General features: G+C 49.6%; 17 protein-coding genes and 1 tRNA gene. 8 read left to right on the top strand and 10 right to left on the bottom strand.

Translation table 11 applies throughout. The annotated features are described in order from the left end of the window. Nucleotides 1–68: 68 nt before the first annotated feature. The 3 genes from DRJ53_RS14205 to DRJ53_RS14195 all read left to right on the top strand — a co-directional run bounded on the left by DRJ53_RS14205 (nucleotide 69) and on the right by DRJ53_RS14195 (nucleotide 3589). Nucleotides 69–1604 (top strand): SUMF1/EgtB/PvdO family nonheme iron enzyme, encoded by a 1536-nt coding sequence (locus DRJ53_RS14205; RefSeq protein ID WP_175580757.1) that lies wholly within the window; start codon nucleotides 69–71, stop codon nucleotides 1602–1604. 169 nt (nucleotides 1605–1773) lie between these two features. Then, nucleotides 1774–3060: a UDP-N-acetylmuramoyl-tripeptide--D-alanyl-D-alanine ligase gene (locus DRJ53_RS14200; protein WP_114236317.1), complete on the top strand. Its 1287-nt coding sequence runs from the start codon at nucleotides 1774–1776 to the stop codon at nucleotides 3058–3060. A 73-nt stretch (nucleotides 3061–3133) separates the two neighbouring features. Next, nucleotides 3134–3589, top strand: a complete 456-nt coding sequence (locus DRJ53_RS14195; RefSeq protein ID WP_114236316.1) for a DUF983 domain-containing protein — start codon at nucleotides 3134–3136, stop codon at nucleotides 3587–3589. A 263-nt stretch (nucleotides 3590–3852) separates the two neighbouring features. Here DRJ53_RS14195 and DRJ53_RS14190 read toward each other — a convergent pair whose 3' ends face one another. Continuing rightward, the gene (locus tag DRJ53_RS14190; RefSeq protein ID WP_162303881.1) at nucleotides 3853–4734 is read right to left on the bottom strand and encodes a glutamate--tRNA ligase family protein; all 882 of its coding nucleotides are present in this window, start codon (nucleotides 4732–4734) and stop codon (nucleotides 3853–3855) included. Nucleotides 4735–4894: 160 nt separating this feature from the next. Between DRJ53_RS14190 and DRJ53_RS14185 the strand changes: the two genes are divergently transcribed. Beyond that, nucleotides 4895–4968 (top strand) — tRNA-Asp (locus DRJ53_RS14185). A 123-nt stretch (nucleotides 4969–5091) separates the two neighbouring features. Here the strand turns inward: DRJ53_RS14185 and DRJ53_RS14180 are convergent. The 4 genes from DRJ53_RS14180 to DRJ53_RS14165 form a co-directional block, all read right to left on the bottom strand. Then, on the bottom strand, nucleotides 5092–5781 hold the full coding sequence (locus DRJ53_RS14180; RefSeq protein ID WP_114236314.1) for a PKD domain-containing protein: 690 nt from the start codon (nucleotides 5779–5781) through the stop codon (nucleotides 5092–5094). A gap of 96 nt (nucleotides 5782–5877) precedes the next feature. After that, nucleotides 5878–6414: a hypothetical protein gene (locus DRJ53_RS21325; RefSeq protein ID WP_155523215.1), complete on the bottom strand. Its 537-nt coding sequence runs from the start codon at nucleotides 6412–6414 to the stop codon at nucleotides 5878–5880. Nucleotides 6415–6519: 105 nt separating this feature from the next. Next, entirely contained in the window at nucleotides 6520–7344 is an 825-nt protein-coding gene (locus tag DRJ53_RS14170) for a helix-turn-helix domain-containing protein (RefSeq protein WP_114236313.1), read from the bottom strand. Between the two features lie 30 nt (nucleotides 7345–7374). Continuing rightward, entirely contained in the window at nucleotides 7375–7824 is a 450-nt protein-coding gene (locus DRJ53_RS14165) for an SgcJ/EcaC family oxidoreductase (protein WP_114236312.1), read from the bottom strand. Between the two features lie 397 nt (nucleotides 7825–8221). On the opposite strand from DRJ53_RS14165, the gene DRJ53_RS14155 reads away from it, so the two are divergent. After that, nucleotides 8222–9400, top strand: a complete 1179-nt coding sequence (locus tag DRJ53_RS14155) for a threonine aldolase family protein (RefSeq protein ID WP_114236310.1) — start codon at nucleotides 8222–8224, stop codon at nucleotides 9398–9400. A 24-nt stretch (nucleotides 9401–9424) separates the two neighbouring features. Here the strand turns inward: DRJ53_RS14155 and DRJ53_RS14150 are convergent, their stop codons facing one another. Genes DRJ53_RS14150 through DRJ53_RS14135 form a run of 4 tightly spaced genes read right to left on the bottom strand, consistent with a single transcriptional unit; the run spans nucleotide 9425 to nucleotide 16450 of the window. Next, complete coding sequence (locus DRJ53_RS14150) at nucleotides 9425–11575, bottom strand: FN3 associated domain-containing protein (RefSeq protein WP_114236309.1); 2151 nt, start codon at nucleotides 11573–11575, stop codon at nucleotides 9425–9427. A 43-nt stretch (nucleotides 11576–11618) separates the two neighbouring features. Beyond that, nucleotides 11619–12647: a 6-bladed beta-propeller gene (locus DRJ53_RS14145; RefSeq protein WP_114236415.1), complete on the bottom strand. Its 1029-nt coding sequence runs from the start codon at nucleotides 12645–12647 to the stop codon at nucleotides 11619–11621. Nucleotides 12648–12683: 36 nt separating this feature from the next. Continuing rightward, nucleotides 12684–14132 (bottom strand): DUF1501 domain-containing protein, encoded by a 1449-nt coding sequence (locus tag DRJ53_RS14140; RefSeq protein WP_114236308.1) that lies wholly within the window; start codon nucleotides 14130–14132, stop codon nucleotides 12684–12686. 2 nt (nucleotides 14133–14134) lie between these two features. Next, nucleotides 14135–16450: a PSD1 and planctomycete cytochrome C domain-containing protein gene (locus DRJ53_RS14135; protein WP_114236307.1), complete on the bottom strand. Its 2316-nt coding sequence runs from the start codon at nucleotides 16448–16450 to the stop codon at nucleotides 14135–14137. 184 nt (nucleotides 16451–16634) lie between these two features. Here DRJ53_RS14135 and DRJ53_RS14130 point away from each other — a divergent pair, with 184 nt between their 5' ends. The 3 genes from DRJ53_RS14130 (at nucleotide 16635) to DRJ53_RS14120 (ending at nucleotide 19390) form a co-directional block, all read left to right on the top strand. Further along, entirely contained in the window at nucleotides 16635–17231 is a 597-nt protein-coding gene (locus DRJ53_RS14130) for a 3-keto-disaccharide hydrolase (protein ID WP_114236306.1), read from the top strand. A gap of 67 nt (nucleotides 17232–17298) precedes the next feature. After that, complete coding sequence (locus DRJ53_RS14125) at nucleotides 17299–18570, top strand: Gfo/Idh/MocA family protein (RefSeq protein WP_114236305.1); 1272 nt, start codon at nucleotides 17299–17301, stop codon at nucleotides 18568–18570. A gap of 106 nt (nucleotides 18571–18676) precedes the next feature. Then, nucleotides 18677–19390 carry an endonuclease III domain-containing protein gene (locus DRJ53_RS14120; protein WP_114236304.1) on the top strand — a complete coding sequence of 238 codons (714 nt, stop codon included), beginning with the start codon at nucleotides 18677–18679 and terminating at the stop codon, nucleotides 19388–19390. 413 nt (nucleotides 19391–19803) lie between these two features. Here DRJ53_RS14120 and DRJ53_RS14115 read toward each other — a convergent pair whose 3' ends face one another. Further along, nucleotides 19804–22278, bottom strand: coding sequence for a zinc-dependent metalloprotease (locus DRJ53_RS14115; protein ID WP_114236303.1), 2475 nt, complete (start codon nucleotides 22276–22278; stop codon nucleotides 19804–19806). Nucleotides 22279–22562: the final 284 nt, after the last annotated feature.

Below are 22562 nucleotides of genomic sequence, written 5' to 3'. Positions count from 1 at the left end.
CAAAACTTGGGTTTCCGGGGCACCGCACCAATATTTCTGGTGTCCTTTTGAAAGACAAACTCTTTAACATGCAAGTGAAAAATTTTCTAATCCTGCTATCCTCAACGGTGCTGCTTTCATCCTGCAGCCTGTTTAACAAGAAAAAGGAAAAATCGGATGTAACCGGCTGGAACTACGACGACAAAAACATGGGCGGCTACCAGGTGGCCAAATCCAGAGACCAGGCAACCGGACCGGGTCTTGTATTTGTTCAGGGTGGCACCTTTACCATGGGCCAAACCGAAGAAGACGTAATGGGCGATTGGAACAACATTCCCCGCCGTGTTACGGTTCCCTCATTTTATATCGACCGCACCGAGGTGGCCAACGTGCACTACCGCGAATACCTGCACTGGCTGCACCGCGTATTTGACCCCGAAGCGGACGAAAACAACAAACGCATAATCGACGCCGCACTGCCCGATACCCTGGTATGGCGCAGTGAGCTGAGCTACAACGAACCCCTCGTTGAATATTATTTCCGTCACCCCGGCTTTAACGAATATCCGGTGGTGGGCGTTTCCTGGAGGCAGGCGTACGACTTCTGTCTGTGGCGCTCCGACCGTGTAAACGAAGGCATCCTGATGAACAAAGGACTGGTTGCCAAGCAAGGCATCCAGGGCCAGCAGCAGGAAAACAACTTTACCACAAAATCTTACCTGCTGGGCCTGTACCAGGCACAGCCGGGCAAAGACGCTAAAAAAGCGGGCTTGAAAACTCCGCAGGGCACACCCCGTACTACCGTTTCGATGGAAGACGGCTACCTGCTGCCCGACTACCGCCTGCCATTTGAAGCAGAATGGGAATACGCCGCTTATGGCCTGATCAACAACAACCCCCGCCCTTCGGTTAAAGAAGGCAAGCGTGGCGAGGAACTGATTTCGCAAAAGCAAGTGTACCCATGGAGCCAAAACGTAAACGGCCTGCGTGAAACCAAGCACGGCAGCTGGCACGGTCAGTTCCTGGCCAACTTCAAACGCGGCTCAGGCGATAACGCCGGTGTGGCCGGTGGTTTGAACGACCGCGCTATTTACACTGCCCCGGTTAAATCATTTTACCCCAATGGCTTTGGTGTGTACAACATGGCCGGCAACGTTAGCGAATGGGTAGCCGACGTTTACCGTCCGCTGACCATGCTCGATGCCGACGACGTATCGCCTTTCCGTGGTAACAAGTTCATGAAGTTGTATAAAAATGAAAGCGGCGAAGCCGAAGTGGACAGCACCGGCCGTGTGAAAATGGTACAGGTGACCGATGAAGAAAGCCGCAGCCGCCGCAACTATCAGCGCGGTAACGTGATCAACTTCCTGGATGGTGACTCGCTTTCCACTGCATCGTACGGTTATGGCCAAACTACCCTGGTAAGCGACAAGAGCCGCGTATTCAAAGGTGGTAGTTGGAACGACCGTGCTTACTGGCTCAGCCCCGGCACACGCCGCTATATGGAAGAAGACCAGGCGAGCAGCACCGTAGGTTTCCGCTGCGCTATGGACCGCATGGGCAGCCCCGAAGGTAACAAACGCAAAACCGGCAACTTCTTTAAAACACGCCGGCAAGCCCGATAAAAGTCTTTCCCTTCAATGTTTTGTAGGCCCTCCCCATAAAGGAGGGCTTTTTTATTTTGGATTAACGATTTGGGATTGACGATTGGTTGTAATACTTGTATAAACCGTCACTACGTTGCGCAGTGATTACCACCTCAATCGTAAATCCATTTGGGTACCTTTGCACCGTATGCACACGGAGCAACTTTATTCCATTTACCAACAATATCCCTCGGTTCAAACCGATACCCGAAAACTAAGATCCGGCGACCTGTTTTTTGCGCTAAAAGGCCCCAGTTTTAACGGCAATGCATTTGCGCAGCAGGCATTGAACATGGGCGCCGCATATGCGGTAATCGATGAAGCGGAATACAGCATTGAGGGCAAAACCATCCTGGTTCCGGATGTGCTGCTGGCGTTGCAGGACCTGGCTCGCTACCACCGGCAGCAACTGCCCATTCCGTTTCTGGCCATCACAGGCAGCAATGGTAAAACCACCACCAAAGAGCTAGTACATGGGGTACTTTCCACCACATTTACCACCTACACCACCGAAGGCAACCTGAACAACCATATTGGCGTGCCACTCACCATCCTAAAGATCCGCAGCGATGCACAAATGGCTGTTATTGAAATGGGCGCCAACCACCAAAAAGAAATCGAACTGTATTGCACCATTGCACAGCCCACGCATGGCCTCATCACCAATTGCGGTAAAGCGCACCTCGAGGGCTTTGGCGGCGTAGAAGGTGTGCGGAAAGGCAAGGGCGAGTTGTTTGATTATTTGCGAACCAGGCCCGATGCAACCGCTTTTGTGATGCAGGATTATGATTACCTAAAAGAAATGAGCGGCGGCATTGCGCATATCATTACTTACGGCACCAATGCCGCAAACGTAGTGGGCACTGTAGCACAAAGCGACCCGTTTTTAGCAGTGGCGTTTACGCAAGGTTTGCAGCAAGAGGTAAACACGCAACTAGTGGGCGGATACAACCTGCCCAATGTGTTGGCGGCAGCAGCAGTAGGGCTGCATTTTGGCGTGCCGTCGGAACAAATCAAATCGGCTATTGAGCTTTATACGCCAACCAACAGCCGGTCGCAACTGGTGCAGCGCGGCAGCAACAACATTATTCTCGACGCTTACAATGCCAACCCAAGCAGCATGAAGCTGGCGGTGGAAAACCTGGCCCGTGCCGCGGGCGACCACAAAATATTGGTGTTGGGTGCCATGGCTGAACTAGGCGCAGAAAGCCTGGACGAGCACCAGCAACTGGTGGCTGAAATAAACAAATATGCCTGGCAACATGTAGTGTTGGTGGGCGGCGATTTTTTAAAGCTGCAACACCCCTACCAAAGCTTTGCTACGGCTGCCGAAGCAGGCCAGTGGTTGCAGGCGCAACAGCCGCAACAGGCTACGCTGTTGATCAAAGGATCGAGAAGTACCGGTATGGAAAAAGTGCTGGAATATATTTCGTGAATGGGCGCTAGTGCATGACGCATTGTGTATTGCAGTAGCAAGTCATGGACCAACGCCTTCAAAAACAAACGCCATGAGTACCATTCAACCGCCCCGCGGCTATCTTGCTTCTGTTTTTGGTTGCTACTGCCCCCGCTGCCGTGAGGGCAAGTTGTTTAAAAATAAAGTAACGGCGAAGATCAACCGAAATGTGGACATGCATGAGCAGTGCCCGGTTTGCGGCCAGATCACCGATATCGAAGTGGGCTTTTACTACGGCACCGGCTATGTGAGCTATATGCTGGCGGTTATTGTCAGCGGCATCACCTTTGTTGCCTGGTGGCTGTTCATTGGCTTTTCGTTTTCCGACAACCGCTTTGGCTGGTGGATCGGCATCAACGCAGTGCTGCTTATTCTGCTGCAGCCTTGGCTGATGCGGCTATCCCGCAGTTTATGGATTTCGTGGTTTGTGCGCTACGATCCGCATTGGAAAGAAAACAGCCCGACCCACTATGAGCGGATTGTAAAAGAACATATGGGTAACTGGTAGTATAACAGCTACGGACAGCTGAAATAAACCTGGCTATGAAAAGCAAAAAAACATTGGGGCGTCAACAGTTTTAGCACCAATCATCCCCCGTCTATAGCATGTTTGAATGTTAGGGTAGTCATGCCGAACCTATTTCGGCATCTCCTTCTATCAGCAGCGTTAAGAATGTTGTAGGAGATGCCGAAACGAGTTCGGCATGACATACACTGCTTAACAAAATGCTGCCTTAATAGCAGTATCGTTTTACACCCTTAGATAGAAAATCAAATACCGCCACTCCAACCGGGTAGCCTTTTCATCGCCGCGGCCAATTCCTGCCAGTTGGTAACATCTTGATCTATTGCCAGCATGCGGGCCACAGCCCGGTACACTGCAGCTTTTGTATAACCCGCTTTACGCATTCCAAAAACCGAAGTGGCACCTGCCGATTTGGATAATTTATCGCCTCCTTCCGTTACCAGCAGCGGGTGGTGTACAAATGTGGTGCGGGCAAATTGAGGAACATCTAATAAAGTTGCTAAATACAATTGCGCTAAAGTAGAGTGCCACAGGTCGGCGCCCCTTACCACCAGGTCCACACCAAAATGAACATCATCCATCACCGAACAAAGCTGGTATGCCGGCATACCGTCCCTTTTGCGCACTACAAAATAGCGCAGCGCATCGGGGAATTGCGGCACAGACTGCACGCCGTTGAGTGTATGCACCTGTATCAAAACTGACTCCGGTGTTTTCAGGCGCAATGCGCTGTTGGGTGTATTCAACGGCAAACCTTTGTGCAGGCAGGTGCCGGGATAAATGCCTGCAGCATTTTGCCGCAACACATCTGCTCTTGAGCAGGTGCAGGCAAACACATGTCCGCCATCGATTAATTGTTGCACCGCATTTTGGTACAAAGGCAGACGGTGGTGCTGTGCAAAATGCAGCGCAAAATCATTCGCGTCAGCAGGTCCCTCCTGCCATGGCAACTCCAGGAAATGGAGCGTATCAAAAATATCTTCAATGAAATGCGGTGCGGCCCGTTCGCGGTCCATATCATCGATGCGCAACAATACTTTGGCGCCATGCCGCGCTGCCAGCGCCTGCGTGAGTACAAACGACAAGATGTTGCCCAGGTGCAGGTAGCCGCTGGGCGTAGGTGCCATGCGTGTTTTTAAAAAATGTGGTGTGGCCATGTTGCGTGGCTGCAAATCAACACAATTCTGTGGGCATAACCACGGCCTCTTGCGCCAACCGCCAACAGGGAACATTTTTTATAAAATTGGAACAATTTGAACCGAACACATTATATTTGCCGTCCGAAACGGATTGGTAGTTCAGTTGGTTAGAATGCCGCCCTGTCACGGCGGAGGTCGCGGGTTCGAGTCCCGTCCAGTCCGCAAAAAAAGCCCCGGATGCCTGTTGTACAACAGTCCGGGGCTTTTTCATTTATACCAGTTGGCTGGTGGGTTGGCTGTTTTTTATGTAAATGCTAATTGGTGAAGAATTAAGACCAACCACCTTCAAAACTCAATCTTCACAGTTGGCGCATCGCTGGTATTTAGTCCATAATAGAAAATATACAAACTGCCATAATTGTACATACCAGCGCCATCGGGCCGGGTTTCAATAAAATATTCATAGATGTTGTTATTTGCGTCAATTGATAATGGCGGCACCAGTACCCAATCAGGACTAAAACCTCGCCGAATAAACACTTTAAATGGCCTTGCCGGCGGAACAATGGCATCAATATCTGCCACCTCAAGTGAAGAGTACCAGGGAAATATCCACTCCAGGTTTTTAGCATAAAACGAATGGTCCGATCCCGCTGCCGGCAGTATTGTTGTTGTAACCGTATCCCGTGCCGACAGGAGGCTATTGTCCCAAACAGTTAATTCAAATTGGTACATACCAATTGAAAATTTCCTGGCCTTATGTTTTGCGGCATGCGCATCAACCACCAACACATCATTGCCACCAATTTGACGCCAGGAAATTTTTTGAATGGTTCCGTCCGGGTCATAGGATGCAGTGCCATCCAGCACAGCACTATCCACCGGAAACTGGATCGACACATCGCTGCCTGCATTGGCAACGGGAGGCAAATTGTTGCGGATATCGGAAAACTCATCCCCTTTTGTACACGCAACAATGGTGCAGGCTATACTCATAAACAATATGGCGTAAGGAAGCGCCAAACCAGCCTTCATTGCAAACAATTTTTGTTAAACAACTATTTGCGCAGCACATTAAAAAGCAGAATGGTGGGGCGCCATTCGAGCACCCAAACCATTCTGCCTGCAGCTTCAAAATTTGATGTAACCGTCGAACGTAACTTCAAACGTAGCGGTAACCTGGTCGCTGATCGCAACGGCATCAAAGCTTCCGCTGGCAGCCTGAAACCTGCCAGTGCCACCTGTAATAACGTCGTGCAAATTAGCCCTCGAAACACCGGGTGAAAGCGGCGTACTGATGCCGGTAAACTTGGTGAACAATTGATCGCCGTTTGCCGCGGTTAGTGTTCTTGTACCACTCACAGCAAACGGAGCCGGCGGAGTGACTTTTACGTTTGTAATAGCTTCAAAACTACTGGCGCCGAGGTGCGTGGCGTTTCCCTTTCCGGTCACCTTTTGCTGAAACATAGGCGGCGGCTGCAACGTTTGGTGTGTGTTGGTATAAGTGCCTTTAAACGGTACGCCTTTATCCATACCGCTGTTGCCTTTGCTGGCGTTGCTGGACAACATTTCATTGGGAGATAGCTGCGTTTCAGCTGCTTCTTTTTGGCACGAGGAAAAATAGAAACTGGCCATTAAGGCAAGTAACACTGAGCATTGCTTTTTCATGTATTTGGTTTTGGTGATGAAAAAAACTGTTGCAACCAGTGTAAAGCTCAAAATCAATCGGGCATAGAAGTGGTATAAAAACGACATTCTCACATGGAGCGCCACTTATTTGGTCAGCCCGAGGATGCGGCCCGGAGCATTGCGTTCTTCCTTGAAAAAATCGATAGGATTGGCATGCGCAAATGCCTTGTAATCTTTTACCAGGTGCTGGTAATCGGTGTAGCCGCAGGTCATTGCAATGTGGTACCAGCTTAAGGAAGGTTTTTTTAAATGCAGCCAATATGATTGGGCAAAGCGGGAAATGCGCAAATAGGTTTTTGGCGCAATGCCAATCCGCTCATTGAGCTTTCGTTCCAGTTGGCGCGGCGAAAGGCAGGCATGGCGTGCCAGCCAATCAATGGAGTGGTCAGGGTCGTCTTTTAACGAGATGAGCAAACGATCAACAGGCAGCAATTCCGGCGTTGACGATTGCACCAGTTCGGTAAAAAACTGTTCCACCAGCTGCACAATCTCGGGGTAAGCATCGGTGCCGCTCAAGCGGTCATTCAGGCCCTTAATTTTAGGCAGTACATCTTCGGCATCAAAATCCTTATTGGTCAGTTCAACGAATGGAATGCCGGTAAGCCGGTGCAGGGCGCCGGGCTGAAAATCGACCATCAGCATGAGTATTTCAGAATCGTTGATCACACGATCGCACCGATACGTAAACTGCCCTGAAATAACCGACCTTGGCTTTTTTACTTTAGTGCCGTCCTTGAAATAATGCGTGGTTTCGGAGCCCCGCAGGTAAAAAACAACACACTGCTCCGGCCGTGGCGGAAATGGTTTGGGCGGCGCAATGATTGCGTTTGCAAAAACAAAATGCCGCAGCCGGTATTGGCTGATGTATTCCCTTAAATGCGGTGACGGTGCAAAATCCTTTGCAATCATTTCCAGAAGGTTTATGCTGTATTGTGCGGCTTAACATTGCTGCCTTTCCGACCCGGGCAGATCCATGTTGTGCATCACCGTGATCTCCCATTTTTCGTTTTCCTTGGTCATGATTAACATAAGCAAGCCGTTGCGCGGTGGAGCATTCGAACCATCCTGCTTTTTCAATCCATCAAGGTCCCACCAGGCATCTACAGCAGCTACGTCCGGTTTTAAAAAACGAATCTTGACTTTTGAAATGCGCTGGGTGGAGCTGGCCCAAACGGTTTGAAACATGGGTTCATGAAATGCGGCGAATGCGGCACGGCCATGCCGGCTTACGCCTTTTACGTTGGTAAAATCAACATCTTCCGCAAAAACACTGGCAAACATTGTGGCATCATGTGCATTCCACGCAGCAATAAATTGGTCCAAAACATTTTGGATGGCCCGTTCATCTGCAATGTTGGTCGTTGTATTGGTTGCTGGAGCAAAAGTCATAACGTCATTTGCTTTTTAAATTAAATATATTTTTAATTTAAAAATAGCGTGGGACTGGAAATTTTGGGAATACATAGGAAGGCGTGCAAAAAAATGATTGAATTGGGCTTTTCTTTTAAAACAGCCAGTGCGCTTATAAATCATCAATGCTTCCGGCATTTGCAGTTGAAGTGTAAAACGCCTGCTGCAAATACCGTACACCACCATGCCAAAAAATTCTTGAAAACATACAGCATTTGCTGTTGGGCCAACAGCAAACCTTAGCGACTAAAGGAGCAATTGCAGTACTTTAGTTTATTGATCCAATATAGCTTGAACGCAATGCTGTTAATGCATTTTATTGCAAAACCAGATTTACTAAACTTGCACTTTGCTCACTGCAATAAAACTCTAGTCCATGGCTTTTCTTGGCAGAAGAAATTTTTTAAAAAGGGGAACAATAGCGTTGCTTCCAACACTGCTTCCTGCCGGCAAACTCATGGCGGCCGATAATGCAACGAATGCAGGTGCAGCGCCAGGCAATCATGCCATCAAGCTTTTTGGTGATGGCGAAATGTTTGCCCCGGAAGCATACATCGCTGAACTATCAAACGCATTTGCTGCAACTAAATTTGAGCAGGACCGGTATGGCGTTGGCGGTGCAGTAGCAGCGTTGGAAAACAAGTTTGCAGCCATAACCGGCAAAGAAAAAGCCATATTCATGCCCAGCGGCACCATGGCCAACCAACTGGCGCTTTCGGTATTGAGTGGCGACAAGTCGAAAGTGTTTGTGCAAGACACCAGCCACGTGTACCGCGATGAAGCCGATGCAGCACAAAGCATTTTTTATAAAAGACTGATGCCACTGGCTCCCGGCGAAACCTATTTTACCGCACAGCAACTGCAGCAGAGCATTGACGCGCTGGCAGAAGCGGAAGTTTTTGAAACAGGCATTGGTGCGGTGAGTATCGAAAACCCGGTGCGACGAACGAATGGCAAGACCGTTCCGCTGGCAGAGATCAAAAAGATTGCAGACTATTGTCGTGCAAAAAACATCAGGCTACACTTGGATGGTGCACGCATCTTTATGGCAGCAGCGTGGACGGGTGTTTCCGTAAAGGAATATGCAGCACATTTTGATACGGTTTATATTTCGCTGTATAAATATTTTGGCGCCAGCGCCGGAGCAGTATTGTGCGGCAGCAAAGAGGTGATTGATAAAATGCCGCACCTGATGAAAGTGCATGGGGGCTCGATGTACGGCAACTGGACCAATGCCGCGATGGCCCTGCACCGGCTGGAAGGCTTTGAAGAACGGCTGCAAAAAGCAATTGAAACCTGGGGTAAAATATCCGGTGCGTTGAATAAAATTTCTGGGATTAAAATAGCACCATTGCCTGGCGGCAGCAACATCTATTCGCTGGCCCTGTCAAAAGCAATTGATGGCACAAAAATGCATGCGCAACTCAACAAGGAGTTCAATATAAAAATGCCCCGGCCCGACGAACAAAACCATTCATTTGTATCGGTCAATGAAACGCTGCTTTATCAACCTGCCGACTATGTGATCCATGCATTTAAAACAAGCATGCGCTAACAGGCCAATTTAAATCCAGGCACTTTATCGGTTTAAAAAAACTTCATCCACAAACACCCAACCCTTATCGCCTTTGCCGCGATGCCATGCCGGCAATTTGCCTACCGGCACCGCCACCAGTTTTATTACACTTACCGGCGTCGCATCAAACAAAACCTCGTACCCCTGCATGTAGCCTGATGTATCCTTTAGGGGCTGTTGCGGACGCAGCCTGCCCAACAACCGCAACTTCGAAGGATGATTGCCGCCCCACACTTCAAGCTGTTGCGGCGGCATAATGTAAGAGCCAATATCAACAAGGGTGCTCACAGCTACTGATGAAAGTGTTACCGGTTGTTTGAACAACAGTTGCGCAGTGAGTGGTTGTTCCTTAAACCCCAACCATTTACCGCTGCGAAAGTTTTGATCACCTTTTTGGGCGTCGAATAATGTGCGGCCCCCATCGCCTTTATACTGCTCGTTGGGCGGGTGTACCAACAGTACCGAATCGGGTTTGTAACCGGCTTTGTAAAAACTTCGTTCCACCACATCGCTGCTGATCCAGCCTTGCTTGAATGCCTTTGCTTTGATGGTCATGCTTTGGTTGATCATTGCGCCGCTGGTAAATATGGGCGCATGCAGGCTATCGGGAATGGAACCATCAGTGGTGTAGCGAATGGTGGTGCCTTTGATGTAATGTTTTAATTGCAGCGGCACCGGTTCCGATATAATCTGCGCTTCGTTTTGCAGCAATGGCGGGTTTAGTTTTAGCACCACGGTATCACCTGTATACCCGCCTTCCATTTTTAGTTGCGGGTATCGTGCAGCAGCTTGTTGAATACCTGCACTGCCAATGGGTGTGTTCCACAAAAACAGGCGGGATAATTTGGGCAATGCTGCCAACGGTGCCACTTCATTCCATTCCACTTGTGTGCCCGATAATGAAAGCTGTTTTAACTGTGTCAAATCTTTTAATGCACCAAGACCTGCACCGGAAATGGGTGTAAAAGATAGGTTCAGTTTGCGCAGGTTTTTGAATTGCCCCACCAGTTTCAGGTCGGCATCCGTGATGGGCATTTTACTGAGGTTTAGCGATACCACCTGTTCTTTGATCGGCAACAATTCTTTTAAGTGCTTCGCATTAAAATTTGCTGCGCTAAAAAACTCCACACCAAGTGCCGGCGATGCCGCAGCGAGTGGGCTGATCACCCGGTAACTTGTATTGAGGCTTTTGATTTTTGTTTCGTCGGCAGCAGCAAAACTGTATTGATCCGTTTCAATGGTTTGAAACAAAAAGCCGGCAAGTATGCGCAACGTATCTGTAGCAGGCAGGTCCGCCACTTTTGCGCTAAAATCGGCACCCCTTTTTACCCAATGATAAATGATGGCTAACTCTTCGTCGGTAAGCTGCGGCTTGCCTTTCGGCGGCATGTGCTTTTTGTTTTCCAGGGGCAAATGAACACGCCGAAACATCAGTCCAAAATCCTGTTCGTTACGATCCCACAGCGGGCCGGTTTTACCGCCTTTGAGCAATGCAGCCTGTGTGGTCATCACCAGGTTGCCTTTTGCTTTTTGCTCATTGTGGCAGCCCGTGCATTTTGTTTCCAAAATAGGCTGCACCATGTGGGTAAATACGACTGCATCATCCAGTAAAATTGCGGGCTGGCCTGTTCCTGCCATCATGGGCGCCAGCAAAAAATTGTCGCCATGCGTGATGTTTGCACCCTGGTGGCCGGTCACTAAAATAGCAACCAAGCCAGCACCGGTTATAACAACTAAAAGAGGTTTTGCCTGGCGCACCTGCCGGCGCAGCATGTACCACACCAACGTAAGCAGCGACAGCGCAACGCCACCCCATTTATGCCACAGCAGCACATCAGGTGCATACCCCTCTTCACGCGAAAGAAAGAGGCCCAATAGCGAAGTAATTGCCGCACTCAACGATGTCGATAAAAGAAGCACATCACCGATGTATGTTTTGGCCGCTGCACCGGTTTGTTCGCTATGTGGTAACAGTTCCCAAAAAATGGTGAGCACCAGCAATACAATAGGAAAATGCAGTACCAGTGGATGCATGCGGCCCGCCACCTGCAACCAAAGCGGCACCTGCAACTGCTGCTCCAGCAAGATCAAAAAAAAGAGCAGGCAATTGAGTGCAAAAGCAATATTGAACAAAACCGTTTTCCAGCGCATCATGCAATACTTGCAGGGTTCAGAGATTCATCAAAAACAATACAAATCAAATAACAGGAGTAAGCTTATAAGGATAAATATTGCCCGAGTTCCATTGCGCTACATACATATTCTCTTCATCATCGATACATACATCATGCGGGTATTGAAATACTTTGTCCTGTTGCATCAACTCCTGCAACATTCCATTGTTGTACACCGGTTCGTTGCCACCTAAGTTGGAAACCACTTTAAAGTCTTTATCCAGAATGGTTACAAAACCAGATTGCTTCCATGGATTTGCATTGCTTTGCAACACAGCCGCATACAGGTAATCGCCCCTGATAACCGGGCGGCAAACCCATGCACCCGGCAGCGCCACTGTATTAAGGTACCGGCCGTCCAAAGTATACCGTTTGAATGCATGTTGTTGCCGCGAGGTAACGATCAGCGTGGGCTGTGCGGCATTACGCATATCCACACATACACCATGCGCATTGAGCAAGTATTGATCGCCTTCACCCCTGCCGCCAAAATGCCGGATGTATTTGCCTGCTGCATTGTATTGTATCACGAAGTCTTTACCATAACCATCTACTACATAAATGTCGCCATTAGGCGCAATGGCGGTTTCCGTAGGTACGTATTCTTCGGCTTTTGTGTATTGGCCGGTTTCTTTAGGATAATCCAGTGTCAGCAGCACCTTGCCATCCATCGTGGTTTTGATTACCTGGTGGCGGTTGTTGTCGCAAATGAATAAAACATCAGTGCCATTTTCATTGAATAAAGTAAGGCCATGTGCGCCGGGATATTCGGTGCCCCAACTGCTTAATAATTTTCCGCCTTTATCATAAATGAGCACATTGTTTTTTGTTTCGTTGGTCAATAAAATAATGCGGCCCTTTGCATCCTGCACCATTTCGTGGCAATCTTTTACCGGATACCGAGATACATCGGCACTGCTCCATTTTGTGTTGATGCGATACCTTTTGTTGTTGTGGCCCAACACTACTTCGCTTTGCGCTTTTAGCGGCGCCTGCAGCAAAAAACCGGTGATGCCCAACGAAGTGTTTCTGATAAAATGGCGGCGGTGCATGAACATTTTTTTAAGTGAAAAAAGGGAAGCGGTGGTTTATGCAATGATGTCTTTTACTACGTTGCCGGCAACATCGGTGAGGCGGTAGCGGCGCCCCAGGTGTTTGAACGTAAGCTGTTCGTGGTTGAGCCCCATCAGGTGTAAAATGGTAGCGTGAAAATCGTGTACATGCACACCGTTCTCGGCAATGTTGTATCCAAATTCATCGGTCTCGCCATACACACCCGGCTTCACGCCGCCACCAGCCATCCACACGGTAAAGCAACGCGGATGATGATCGCGGCCGTAATTGTCTTTTGCCAGCGGGCCCTGGCAGTAGTTGGTGCGGCCAAATTCGCCGCCCCAGATCACTAGTGTTTCGTCGAGCATGCCGCGTTGTTTAAGATCAGTAATAAGCGCCGCAGATGCCTGGTCGGTGTCGAGGCACTGTCCCCTGATTTCACCGGGCAGGTTGCCATGACCATCCCAGCCCTGGTGATACAACTGCACAAACCGCACACCGTTTTCCGACAGCTTTCGCGCCAGCAAACAGTTGGCTGCATAAGTGCCCGGCACCAGGCAATCGGGGCCATACAGTTTGATGATGTCTTCGGGTTCTTTGCTTAAATCAGTGATCTCGGGCACCGCGGTTTGCATGCGATACGCCATTTCATATTGCTGCACTTTGGCGGTAATTTCCGGGTCGCCAAATTCCTTGTATGTTTCTTCGTTCAACGCCGCGAGGTGGTCCAGCATGGCCCGCCGGTCTGTGGTGGAAATGCTTTCGTGGTTGCCCAAATACAACACCGGGTTTTCACCACTGCTGAATTGAACACCCTGGTGCACGGAGTCTAAAAATCCATTGGTCCACAGCTTTGAATAAACGCCCTGCCCGTTGCCTTTTCCTTTCGATAGCAACACACAGTATGCAGGCAAATTTTTGTTTTCACTGCCCAAGCCGTAACTGAGCCAGGCACCCATGCTGGGGCGGTTGCCTACCTGTGCACCGGTCTGGAAAAAAGTAAGTGCAGGATCGTGGTTGATGGCTTCGGTATGTAAGGTTTTGATGATACAAATGTCGTCCACCACTTTTGCGGTGTATGGCAGCAGTTCGCTAATCCATGCCCTTGCCTCGCCGTATTGATTGAACTGGAACATGCTGCCCGCCAGGGGAAACTTTTCCTGTTCAGCCGTCATGCCGGTAAGGCGTTGTCCCATGCGGATGGAAGCGGGCAAATCCTGCCCAAACATTTCCTGCAATTTGGGTTTGTAATCAAACAGGTCAAGCTGTGATGGCGCACCGTTTTGAAACAGGTATATAATGCGCTTGGCCTTGGGTGCAAAATGCGGCAGTCCTGCCATCAGCGCTTCTTCATCCGGCTTGCCGCTAAACAGGTCGGGAATCAGCAACGAACCCAGCGCTACACTGCCAATGCCCAGGCTCAATTTCGACAAGAACTTACGCCGGTTTATGTTGAGGGTATGTTCCAAAAATTCTTTTGCCATGACTATGTTTTTATAATGGCTTCTTCCATGTTATAGATCATATTCACCACTTTCATCAGCGCTGCAGCTGCCGCTTTATCCAATTGTTCATTGAGCGGATATTCACCCACATTTAGCGTTTTGACAGCATCCAATTTTCCCTGCCGGAACTGCGCCAATTGCGCATCGTGATAGCTCTTTAAGATGTTGAATTCTTTTTCGTTGGCATTGCGGCAAATAATGCGGCGGAACGCTGTGCGCAGGCGTTCATCGGTTGATGCTTTTTCCACCAAAAGGCGTTGTGCCAACACACGTGATGCTTCCAATACCGTCGGATCGTTCATCATCACCAGTGCCTGCAATGGCGTGTTAGTTTGCAATCTTTTTACTTCACACTGGTCGCGGTTGCTGGCATCAAACATCATCATGCCCGGTGGCGGCGCAGTGAGTTTGATAAATGTATACATGCCGCGCCGGTACAGGGCTTCTCCGGTATCTTGTTTATACGTAGCCAGTTCGCCGCGGCCCGAAGTGGCCGCTTCCCAAATGCCTTTGGGTTGGTAGGGTTTTACACTCGGCCCGCCAATGGTGGGCACCAACAGCCCGCTGCTGGCCAGCACCAGGTCGCGAACAAATTCAGCTTTCAGGCGCAAGCGCGGTGCCCGGGACAGGTATTTATTTTCGGGATCTTTTTTAAAATTTTCCGCACCCACCTTTGCCGATTGCCGGTAGGTAGCGGAAGTAACAATTTGCTTCACCAGCCGTTTGATATTCCAGCCATGTTCCATAAAATCAACAGCCAGCCAATCGAGCAGTTCGGGGTGGGTGGGCAACTCGCCCTGCATGCCAAAATCGCCGGATGTTTTCACCAGCCCGCGGCCGAATATTTCCTGCCACACCTGGTTTACAAACACACGGGCGGTTAACGGGTTTTCTTTATCAACTGTCCACCGCGCCAGGTCTAATCGGTTACGCTTCACCGCGGTATCAGTTTTCAACACGGCCTGCAGCGGCACGGGTTGCACTTCAACCGTTGGCCGGTCGTACACACCGCGGTCCAGGATATAAGTTTTACGCAGGGTATCATTTTCCCCCATTACAGAAACGCTAATTGCTCCTGTATCCTTTTTATTGATGAATGTGTATATACTCTTTACTTCAGCATCACTTAAACTCAAAACCGGATTTTTAGCTGGCTTCGATTGGGTAACATCCCCTTCATAACCTACTTCTTTGGTGTTGTTGAAGAATGCAAACAACTGGAAGTATTCTTTCTGCGAAATAGGATCATACTTATGATCGTGGCACTGGGCACATTCGGCCGTCAATCCAAGGATGCCTTTGCTGTAGGTTTTTGTTTTGTCGATGATGTATTCAATGCGGTATTCTTCGGGCACCACACCGCCTTCTTCGGTGTATTTGTGGTTGCGGAAAAATGCAGTGGCCAGCACCTGTTCTTTAGTAGCGTTGGGCAACATGTCGCCGGCAATCTGCCAGGTAATAAACTGGTCGTACGGCATGTTTTTATTAAACGCATGAATTACCCAGTCGCGCCATGCCCATTGTGTTCGTACATTATCATCCTGGTAGCCATAGCTGTCGGAGTATCGCGCCACATCCAGCCAGTGCACCGCCATCTTTTCACCAAACCGGGCCGATTGCAACAGGACATCCACCGCCTTTTCAAATGCAGCAGCACTGCTGTCGTTTTGCATATCATTCATCAATTCTTCTGTTGGCGGCAGCCCGGTAATGTCAAACGAAAGTCGTTTCAGCAAATACGCTGATGTTGCAGGTTCATTGGGTGTAAGCCCGGCCTGCTGTAGCTTTTCTGCAATAAAAAAGTCGATCTCGTTTTTTGCCCACTCCCCGTTTTTGATCTTGGGCAGTGCTGCTTTTTGAGGCTTTTGAAAAGCCCAGTGCGGCTCGTAGGTTGCGCCTTGTTCAATCCATTTTTTGAACAGTTTTATTTCATAATCGGTCAATGCACCTAAATGCGACTCCGGCACCGGCATCATGTAACTGGAGTCGGTAGAAGAAATGCGTTTGAACAGTTCGGACTGTTCGGGCTTGCCCGGCACAATGGCAAACGCACCTTTTGTTTCGGTAAGTGGTGCATAGGCAAATTGCGCTGCATCGAGGCGCAGGCCGGCTTCCAGCGTGTTGCCATCGGGGCCATGACACTTAAAACATTTATCAGATAGGATGGGCCGGATGTGAAAATTATAGCTCACTTTTTCGGGCAGATCCGGCACATTGTTTCCTTCCTGGAAACAGGCGATCCAGGTAGCGGAAAGGGCCAGCATCAAAGCAATTACAGATAATTGCTTTCTGTTCATACAGCGTTTGTTTTCGTTAGAATAGAGAAGGTAGCAAATTCCCGCGACATGAAACCCGGCGGCGGGTTGAACGGTGTTTTACTCCGTACCGACGTTCATTAAGGGTTCCGGCAACAGGATTGTTTATACAACAACCAAAACATGCGTTTCAGAAAACCTTATCTTCAGGAACAACATTGCCATCATGAAAACAATACTCTTTTTGCTGCTGTGCTGCGCCATGGCTGGCACTGCCACTGCGCAATCTGCCAAACCCATTTTTAACGGTAAAAACCTCAACGGATGGACCGTGCACGGCACCGAAAAATGGTATGTGGCCGGCGGCCAGCTGATTTGCGAAAGCGGGCCCGATAAAGGCTATGGATACCTATCCACCAACAAGCAGTATAAAAATTTTATCCTTACGCTAAAGTTCAAACAGGAAGCCAACGGCAACAGCGGCGTGTTTATCCGCTCGGGCATTGAAGGCACCAAAATCAGTGGCTGGCAGGTAGAGGTGGCGCCGCTGAACAATCATACCGGCGGCATTTACGAATCGTATGGCCGCGGCTGGCTGATACAACCAAAACCTGAAGACGAACAACACCTGAAAGTAGCCGACTGGAACGACCTGAAAATTGAAGTGATTGGCGACAAGGTTACCACCTGGCTCAACGGCCACCAGATGGTGCAGTTGAAAGACGAAAAGATTGGTGCAGGCAACGGCTTTGTTGCCCTGCAAATACATGATGGTGGCGGCATTAAAGTGCGTTGGAAAGATATCCAGATAAAAGAACTCTAAAGCGCTTTATCAGCCGCAACAAACGTTCGTTGCATTTTCTTTCACCGCTTTACCAACCCTTTCTTCCATGCATAGAAGACAGTTTTTACAACAGGGCGGAACCGCAGCCCTGGGCCTTGCGTTTTTACCCGCATTTGCACGCAAAGCCGCCGCCAGCGACCGGGTCCGAATGGCCATTGTTGGCGTTGGCCAAATGGGCAACAACCACCTGAAATGGTTTGCAGGTTTGCCCGATGTAGAAATTGTGGCGCTATGCGATGTGGATGCAGATCATTTAGCCCAAGGTTTGAAAACCCTCTCCGGCCTGCAGCCGCAACACAGGGCGCAGGGCTACAGCGATTTTAGAAAGGTGCTGGACCGCAACGATATTGATGCTATTTCCTGCGCCACGCCAGATCACTGGCATGCACCAATTGCAACACTGGCGTTCAAAGCCGGCAAAGATGTATATGGCGAAAAGCCCCTCTCCTACGATGTTTGGGAAGGACAGCAAATGCTGAAAGCACTGAACCGGCACAAGCTGGTTTTTCAGATGGGTACGCAAATACATGCCGGTGATAATTACCACCGCGTGGTGGAAATCATTCGCTCCGGTGCTTTGGGGAAAGTGCATACCGTGCGGCTTTGGAAAACCGGTGCGCCACCCGATTTGGGTCCGGCACAGATTGGGACACCGCCGCCATCGCTCAATTGGGACATGTGGCTGGGACCGGCGCCATATGCCGAGTACACACCGCAGCGCTGTCATTTTACATACCGGTATTTTCTCGATTATTCCGGCGGCGTGTTTGCCGATTTCTGGTGCCATATTGCCGATGTGGTGTATTGGTCGCTCAACCCCAAGGGACTGAAAAAGATCAGTGCAAAAGGCGAAGCGCCAAAAGGCATCAACGATGCGCCGCAGTGGCTGGATGTAGACTACGAGTTTGACGACCTGAAACTTTACTGGACCCACGAAGTGCCCGATGTGCCCGGCGCTGCGGGTCGAGGCATTGGTGCCTATTTCGAAGGCGATAAGGGCACGCTGCTGTGCGACTATAATTCGCGGCTGATTACCATCAATGGCGAAACGGTGCAGGACCTGCCCAATGTGCCCATCACGCTGCAGCGGTCGCCGGGCCACCAGCAAAATTTTATAGACGCGGTAAAAAGCAGAACCCAACCCGAATCGAACCTGGAGTATGCACGGCAAATGACGCTGCCCATGCACCTGGGTCTGATCTCGTACCGGCTGGGCCGTCCGCTTGCCTGGAACAGCAAAAAAGAACGATTCATCAACGACGATGAAGCCAACACATTGCTGCATCGCGAATACCGCAAGGGCTGGGACCTGTTGTAAAAAACCAAGGCTTGTTGCGGCTTATTTTATAAAAATGAGATGCACTAACAACTGTTGCATAAGATCCCTGCCCCATTTGGCAGGGATTTTATCATTATAAAAATGCATGCAGCAACAGGACGGACATAAAGAAGCTTTTGTGCTGGAAGTACACCGCCGCCTCAGCGAGGTGTATGGCACCGCCATCAAATATTTTCACGACCTCGACCCGATGAGCGAACTGGTTTCTGCATTACTATCACACCGCACCAAAAACAGCAACTCGGGCAAAGCTTTTGGCAACCTGAAAATTACATTTGGCTCATGGGAAGCCGTGCGGGATGCGCCTACCAACGAGGTGGAAGCAGCGATCAGCCCATGCACCTGGCCCGAACAAAAAGCACCGCGCATACAGCAGGTGCTGCGCATTATTTCAGAAATACGCAACGAATTATCGCTTGATTTTTTGGCCGATATGGAAGTGGCCGAAGCGAGGCGCTGGCTGGAAGCGCTGCCCGGCGTGGGGCCCAAAACAAGTGCGGCCGTCATGTCGTTCAGTACGCTGCGGGCAAAAGCACTTCCGGTCGATTCGCACCATTTCCGCGTGGCTGTGCGGCTGGGTATTATTGAAGCAAAAATTGGTGAAGCAAAAGCGCACCGCATATTGGAAGATTTATTGCCCGCAACATTTTCGGCGCAGGAAGTGTACGACAACCACCAGGTGATGATGCGCCACGGGCAACGTGTGTGCACGCATTTTCAACCCGACTGCAATCACTGCGTTTTACTGGACATTTGCCCCACCGGGCAAAGCATTGTTGGAAATGATGGCAAAGGCTAACCGTCACTTTATCCGCTGCGTTTTACTATTGTAGCAAATGGCTTTATCGGGCATGTAATACCATGTAAATGATTCAATACGTAATGAACTTGCAATGTTTAGTGAACTGTCATGCCGAACTTGTTTCGGCATCCCTTACAATCTTCGGAGTTGCTGATTGAAAAAGGAGATGCCGAAACAAGTTCGGCATGACAACCCTCCTTTCCTGAAAAGCAATTTGAATTGAGAAACTTAAAGCATTAAAAATCCAGTACGAATAGCATTGCAACAAATACCCTTCGGAACTGTTGAAACAAGTTCGGCATGACAACACTGGAAATCGTAAGTGCATTTTGTCCAAGCTCATTTAAAGTCATCAAACAAAAAACGGGAGTAGCGTGCACTACTCCCGTTTGCTATTTAATACTGTTTCCTTAGTCCTGCTGTGGCTTCAGGATCTTGTTGATGCGGTCTATTGAATCATCAATGTGGAAACGGGTAAGATCGTTGCTATGCTTTGCTGCAGCAACCGTTAACTGCTGCCGTAGCTTTACCAGGTTGGCCCTTGCAATGGAACGGATATCCGACTGGCTCAGGTTAACCGGCGTTGCATTAGGGTTGGCAGTGCTTGCTGCAGCTGGCGTTGCGGCCGGCGGGTTCAGCAACTGCGCCATGCGGTCGATATAAGCCTTTTGCAGGTTGCGGCGATAGATGTCGATCTTGCTGCCGCTTGCTAATTCACTCCAAATGCCGCGTTGCAATCCGCTCACCAGATCAACCGCAGTAAACGGCACACCCTTCACTTCATTTTCCATCAGGCGTGTCAAGCGGTCGGGCGACAACAGTGCATTGAGATGCCGCACTTGCAGCGTACGAATATTGTCTACATGAGCCGCATGATGGATGTTGCGAACGATCTTGGCCTGGTTCAACCATTCCATCGAACCAAATGCGTTTTTCAGCAACCAGTCCAAAGATGCGGCTTGCTCTTTTGCCGGTACCGGCGTGTAGATATCGCCTTTTTGATTGGGCTTTAAGCGTTCATATTTTACCCCGCCAATATTGGTTACCACATGGCCGATGTACCGGCTCAGCGTACCAGTGAGCTCACCATATAATTCCGATAAATCTTCGTAATCGTTGGTGGCGCCTGCGGTCCAGTCGTACAATTTTGGTGCAACCACCTTCAGGTTTTGCACGCCATAATTGCTGGCTTTTACCGGGTCGTCGCCAATGTTTTCGGTCTGGCTTTCGGGGTCAAACGAATCACCCGCACCAAAGCGATAAATAGGATCACCGGACTTTTCATCGATCCACTTCGATAGTGTCGGCACTTCATCTTCGGCAGAGCGGGCATCGGGTAAATAGCGATAGCCCCAGTTGATCACATAATGATCGTATGGCCCAAGCTGGCGCACAAAACGCAGGCCTTTATCACCCGGTTGTGCCACATAGTTGTAGCGGGCATAATCCATGATGGTAGCGGCAATACCGTTTTTGTTGGTAAAGCTGGCACTGCGCAACGAATCGGTTGGATACGCTGCACTGGCTTTCATATTATGCGGCAGGCCAAGTGCATGGCCCACTTCATGTGTGATTACGTATTTCATCATTTCACCCAGGTCCTCCAGGTCCGTATTCAGCGTACGTGCCTTGGGGTTAGCCGCACCGGTTTCCAGCATATAGCGGTTGCGGTATGAACGCAGGTGATTGTGGTACCAAATAATATCGCTTTCAATGATCTCGCCGCTGCGTGGATCGGAAACGCTTGGGCCAACTGCGTTGCGTGTGGTACTGGCCACATAACGGATCACCGAGTAGCGCACATCTTCGGGGTTAAAGTCCGGATCTTCAGCAGCGGTTGGCGGGTCTTTTGCCAAAATTGCATTTTTAAAACCGGCCGATTCAAAAACCGGCTGCCATGCTTCTACACCGGCTTTGATATAAGGCCGCAATTTGGCCGGTGTGGCAGGATCGAGGTAGTAAACAATGGGCTTGACCGGCTCTACCAGTTCGCCGCGTTTATAGGCTGCTACATCTTTGGGCTCCAGCCGCCAGCGGCGGATATAAGACACCACATCGGCCTTGTATGCCTCGCTGCCGTAGTTGATGCGCCGCAGGTTGAAATACCCTACGCGGTAATCGTTCAGGCGTGGTTGCATCGGCACTTTCGGCAGCAGCACCAGCGACTGGTTCATCAATACACTAATGGTGCCGCTCGATGCATTGGCAGGCGGTTCGGCCGCATCATAAGTTAGATCCTGCCGCACTTCCACATTCATCGGGAAGCTTTTCATGCTGTTGATAAAACTGCGGGTTTCGTCGAGCCGGGCCACTTTATAATCGCGCCGAATAGCAGTAGTCATGCCGCTGATGGCTTTTACATCGGTCAGAAAAAAACGCGTTACATCTACCACGCTGGATGCCGTTTCCTTGTTGTATGCAGCAATGTCAAATGCAAAGATCACTGGCATGTGGTTGTTGGCCACAACAGAGGTATTGATCGGTAACGAATCGGCTGCAAAGCTGGAAGTGCTTTTGCTTTTTAGTAAAATGCGGTTATCGAGCCGCTCCCAAACCACCAACTGCTCGTTTACGGAAGAACCGGCATTGATAAAGCCACCACCTAAACCGGACGGAATGGCGGCAAAGCGGGTGATCCACAGAAACTCGCGGCGCAGCAGGCTATCGGGAATTTCGAAGTAATGCTTATCGGCCACTTTGTGCACTGCAAACAGGCCCTTGTCGCTGATGGCATCTTTAGTTATAACATCGTTGTAGGCCCGCATGCTGCTCCGAGGGGCGGTGCGCCGGGCCGTATCTGCCGAGCGGGCTGCATCTTGTGCAACGGCGCTGTACCCGGTTGTAAGCAGTACGCCAGCTACCATTGCTTTCAGGAAAAGCTTCATTTTTTCTCATGTGTTTTTTGTGTGGAATATTCGAGGCGAAATCGTTGTTGCAATTTAAGATAGAATGGAGTTTTTGCCCATCATATTATGGAAGGCGTTGGGTTTTGGTTGATTCGCAATATCACATTGCTTACAGCAACTGCATTGAATGATACAGATATGGATTATGATCATTTGAAAAGACGCAGGCTTACATTGTTGCGCGTTTGACCACATTACTATAAAACCTCTTCAAACCCATCATCGCAATTGTATTTACAAAAAACATCATGAAAACTTGCGAA

The organism is Paracnuella aquatica (genome assembly GCF_003332885.2).
GTDB classification, from domain to species: Bacteria; Bacteroidota; Bacteroidia; order Chitinophagales; family Chitinophagaceae; genus Flavisolibacter; species Flavisolibacter aquaticus.
The sequence above is the reverse complement of the archived record's forward strand: the minus strand, read 5'-3'. Positions and strand labels throughout refer to the sequence as shown.

What these genes read in the sequence shown, in the direction of transcription:
- DRJ53_RS14205 (WP_175580757.1), top strand. Translation starts at nt 69, where the DNA reads ATGCAAGTGAAAAATTTTCTAATCCTGCTATCCTCAACGGTGCTGCTT.
- DRJ53_RS14200 (WP_114236317.1), top strand. Translation starts at nt 1,774, where the DNA reads ATGCACACGGAGCAACTTTATTCCATTTACCAACAATATCCCTCGGTT.
- DRJ53_RS14195 (WP_114236316.1), top strand. Translation starts at nt 3,134, where the DNA reads ATGAGTACCATTCAACCGCCCCGCGGCTATCTTGCTTCTGTTTTTGGT.
- DRJ53_RS14190 (WP_162303881.1), bottom strand. Translation starts at nt 4,734, where the DNA reads ATGGCACCTACGCCCAGCGGCTACCTGCACCTGGGCAACATCTTGTCG.
- DRJ53_RS14180 (WP_114236314.1), bottom strand. Translation starts at nt 5,781, where the DNA reads ATGAAGGCTGGTTTGGCGCTTCCTTACGCCATATTGTTTATGAGTATA.
- DRJ53_RS21325 (WP_155523215.1), bottom strand. Translation starts at nt 6,414, where the DNA reads ATGAAAAAGCAATGCTCAGTGTTACTTGCCTTAATGGCCAGTTTCTAT.
- DRJ53_RS14170 (WP_114236313.1), bottom strand. Translation starts at nt 7,344, where the DNA reads ATGATTGCAAAGGATTTTGCACCGTCACCGCATTTAAGGGAATACATC.
- DRJ53_RS14165 (WP_114236312.1), bottom strand. Translation starts at nt 7,824, where the DNA reads ATGACTTTTGCTCCAGCAACCAATACAACGACCAACATTGCAGATGAA.
- DRJ53_RS14155 (WP_114236310.1), top strand. Translation starts at nt 8,222, where the DNA reads ATGGCTTTTCTTGGCAGAAGAAATTTTTTAAAAAGGGGAACAATAGCG.
- DRJ53_RS14150 (WP_114236309.1), bottom strand. Translation starts at nt 11,575, where the DNA reads ATGATGCGCTGGAAAACGGTTTTGTTCAATATTGCTTTTGCACTCAAT.
- DRJ53_RS14145 (WP_114236415.1), bottom strand. Translation starts at nt 12,647, where the DNA reads ATGCACCGCCGCCATTTTATCAGAAACACTTCGTTGGGCATCACCGGT.
- DRJ53_RS14140 (WP_114236308.1), bottom strand. Translation starts at nt 14,132, where the DNA reads ATGGCAAAAGAATTTTTGGAACATACCCTCAACATAAACCGGCGTAAG.
- DRJ53_RS14135 (WP_114236307.1), bottom strand. Translation starts at nt 16,450, where the DNA reads ATGAACAGAAAGCAATTATCTGTAATTGCTTTGATGCTGGCCCTTTCC.
- DRJ53_RS14130 (WP_114236306.1), top strand. Translation starts at nt 16,635, where the DNA reads ATGAAAACAATACTCTTTTTGCTGCTGTGCTGCGCCATGGCTGGCACT.
- DRJ53_RS14125 (WP_114236305.1), top strand. Translation starts at nt 17,299, where the DNA reads ATGCATAGAAGACAGTTTTTACAACAGGGCGGAACCGCAGCCCTGGGC.
- DRJ53_RS14120 (WP_114236304.1), top strand. Translation starts at nt 18,677, where the DNA reads ATGCAGCAACAGGACGGACATAAAGAAGCTTTTGTGCTGGAAGTACAC.
- DRJ53_RS14115 (WP_114236303.1), bottom strand. Translation starts at nt 22,278, where the DNA reads ATGAAGCTTTTCCTGAAAGCAATGGTAGCTGGCGTACTGCTTACAACC.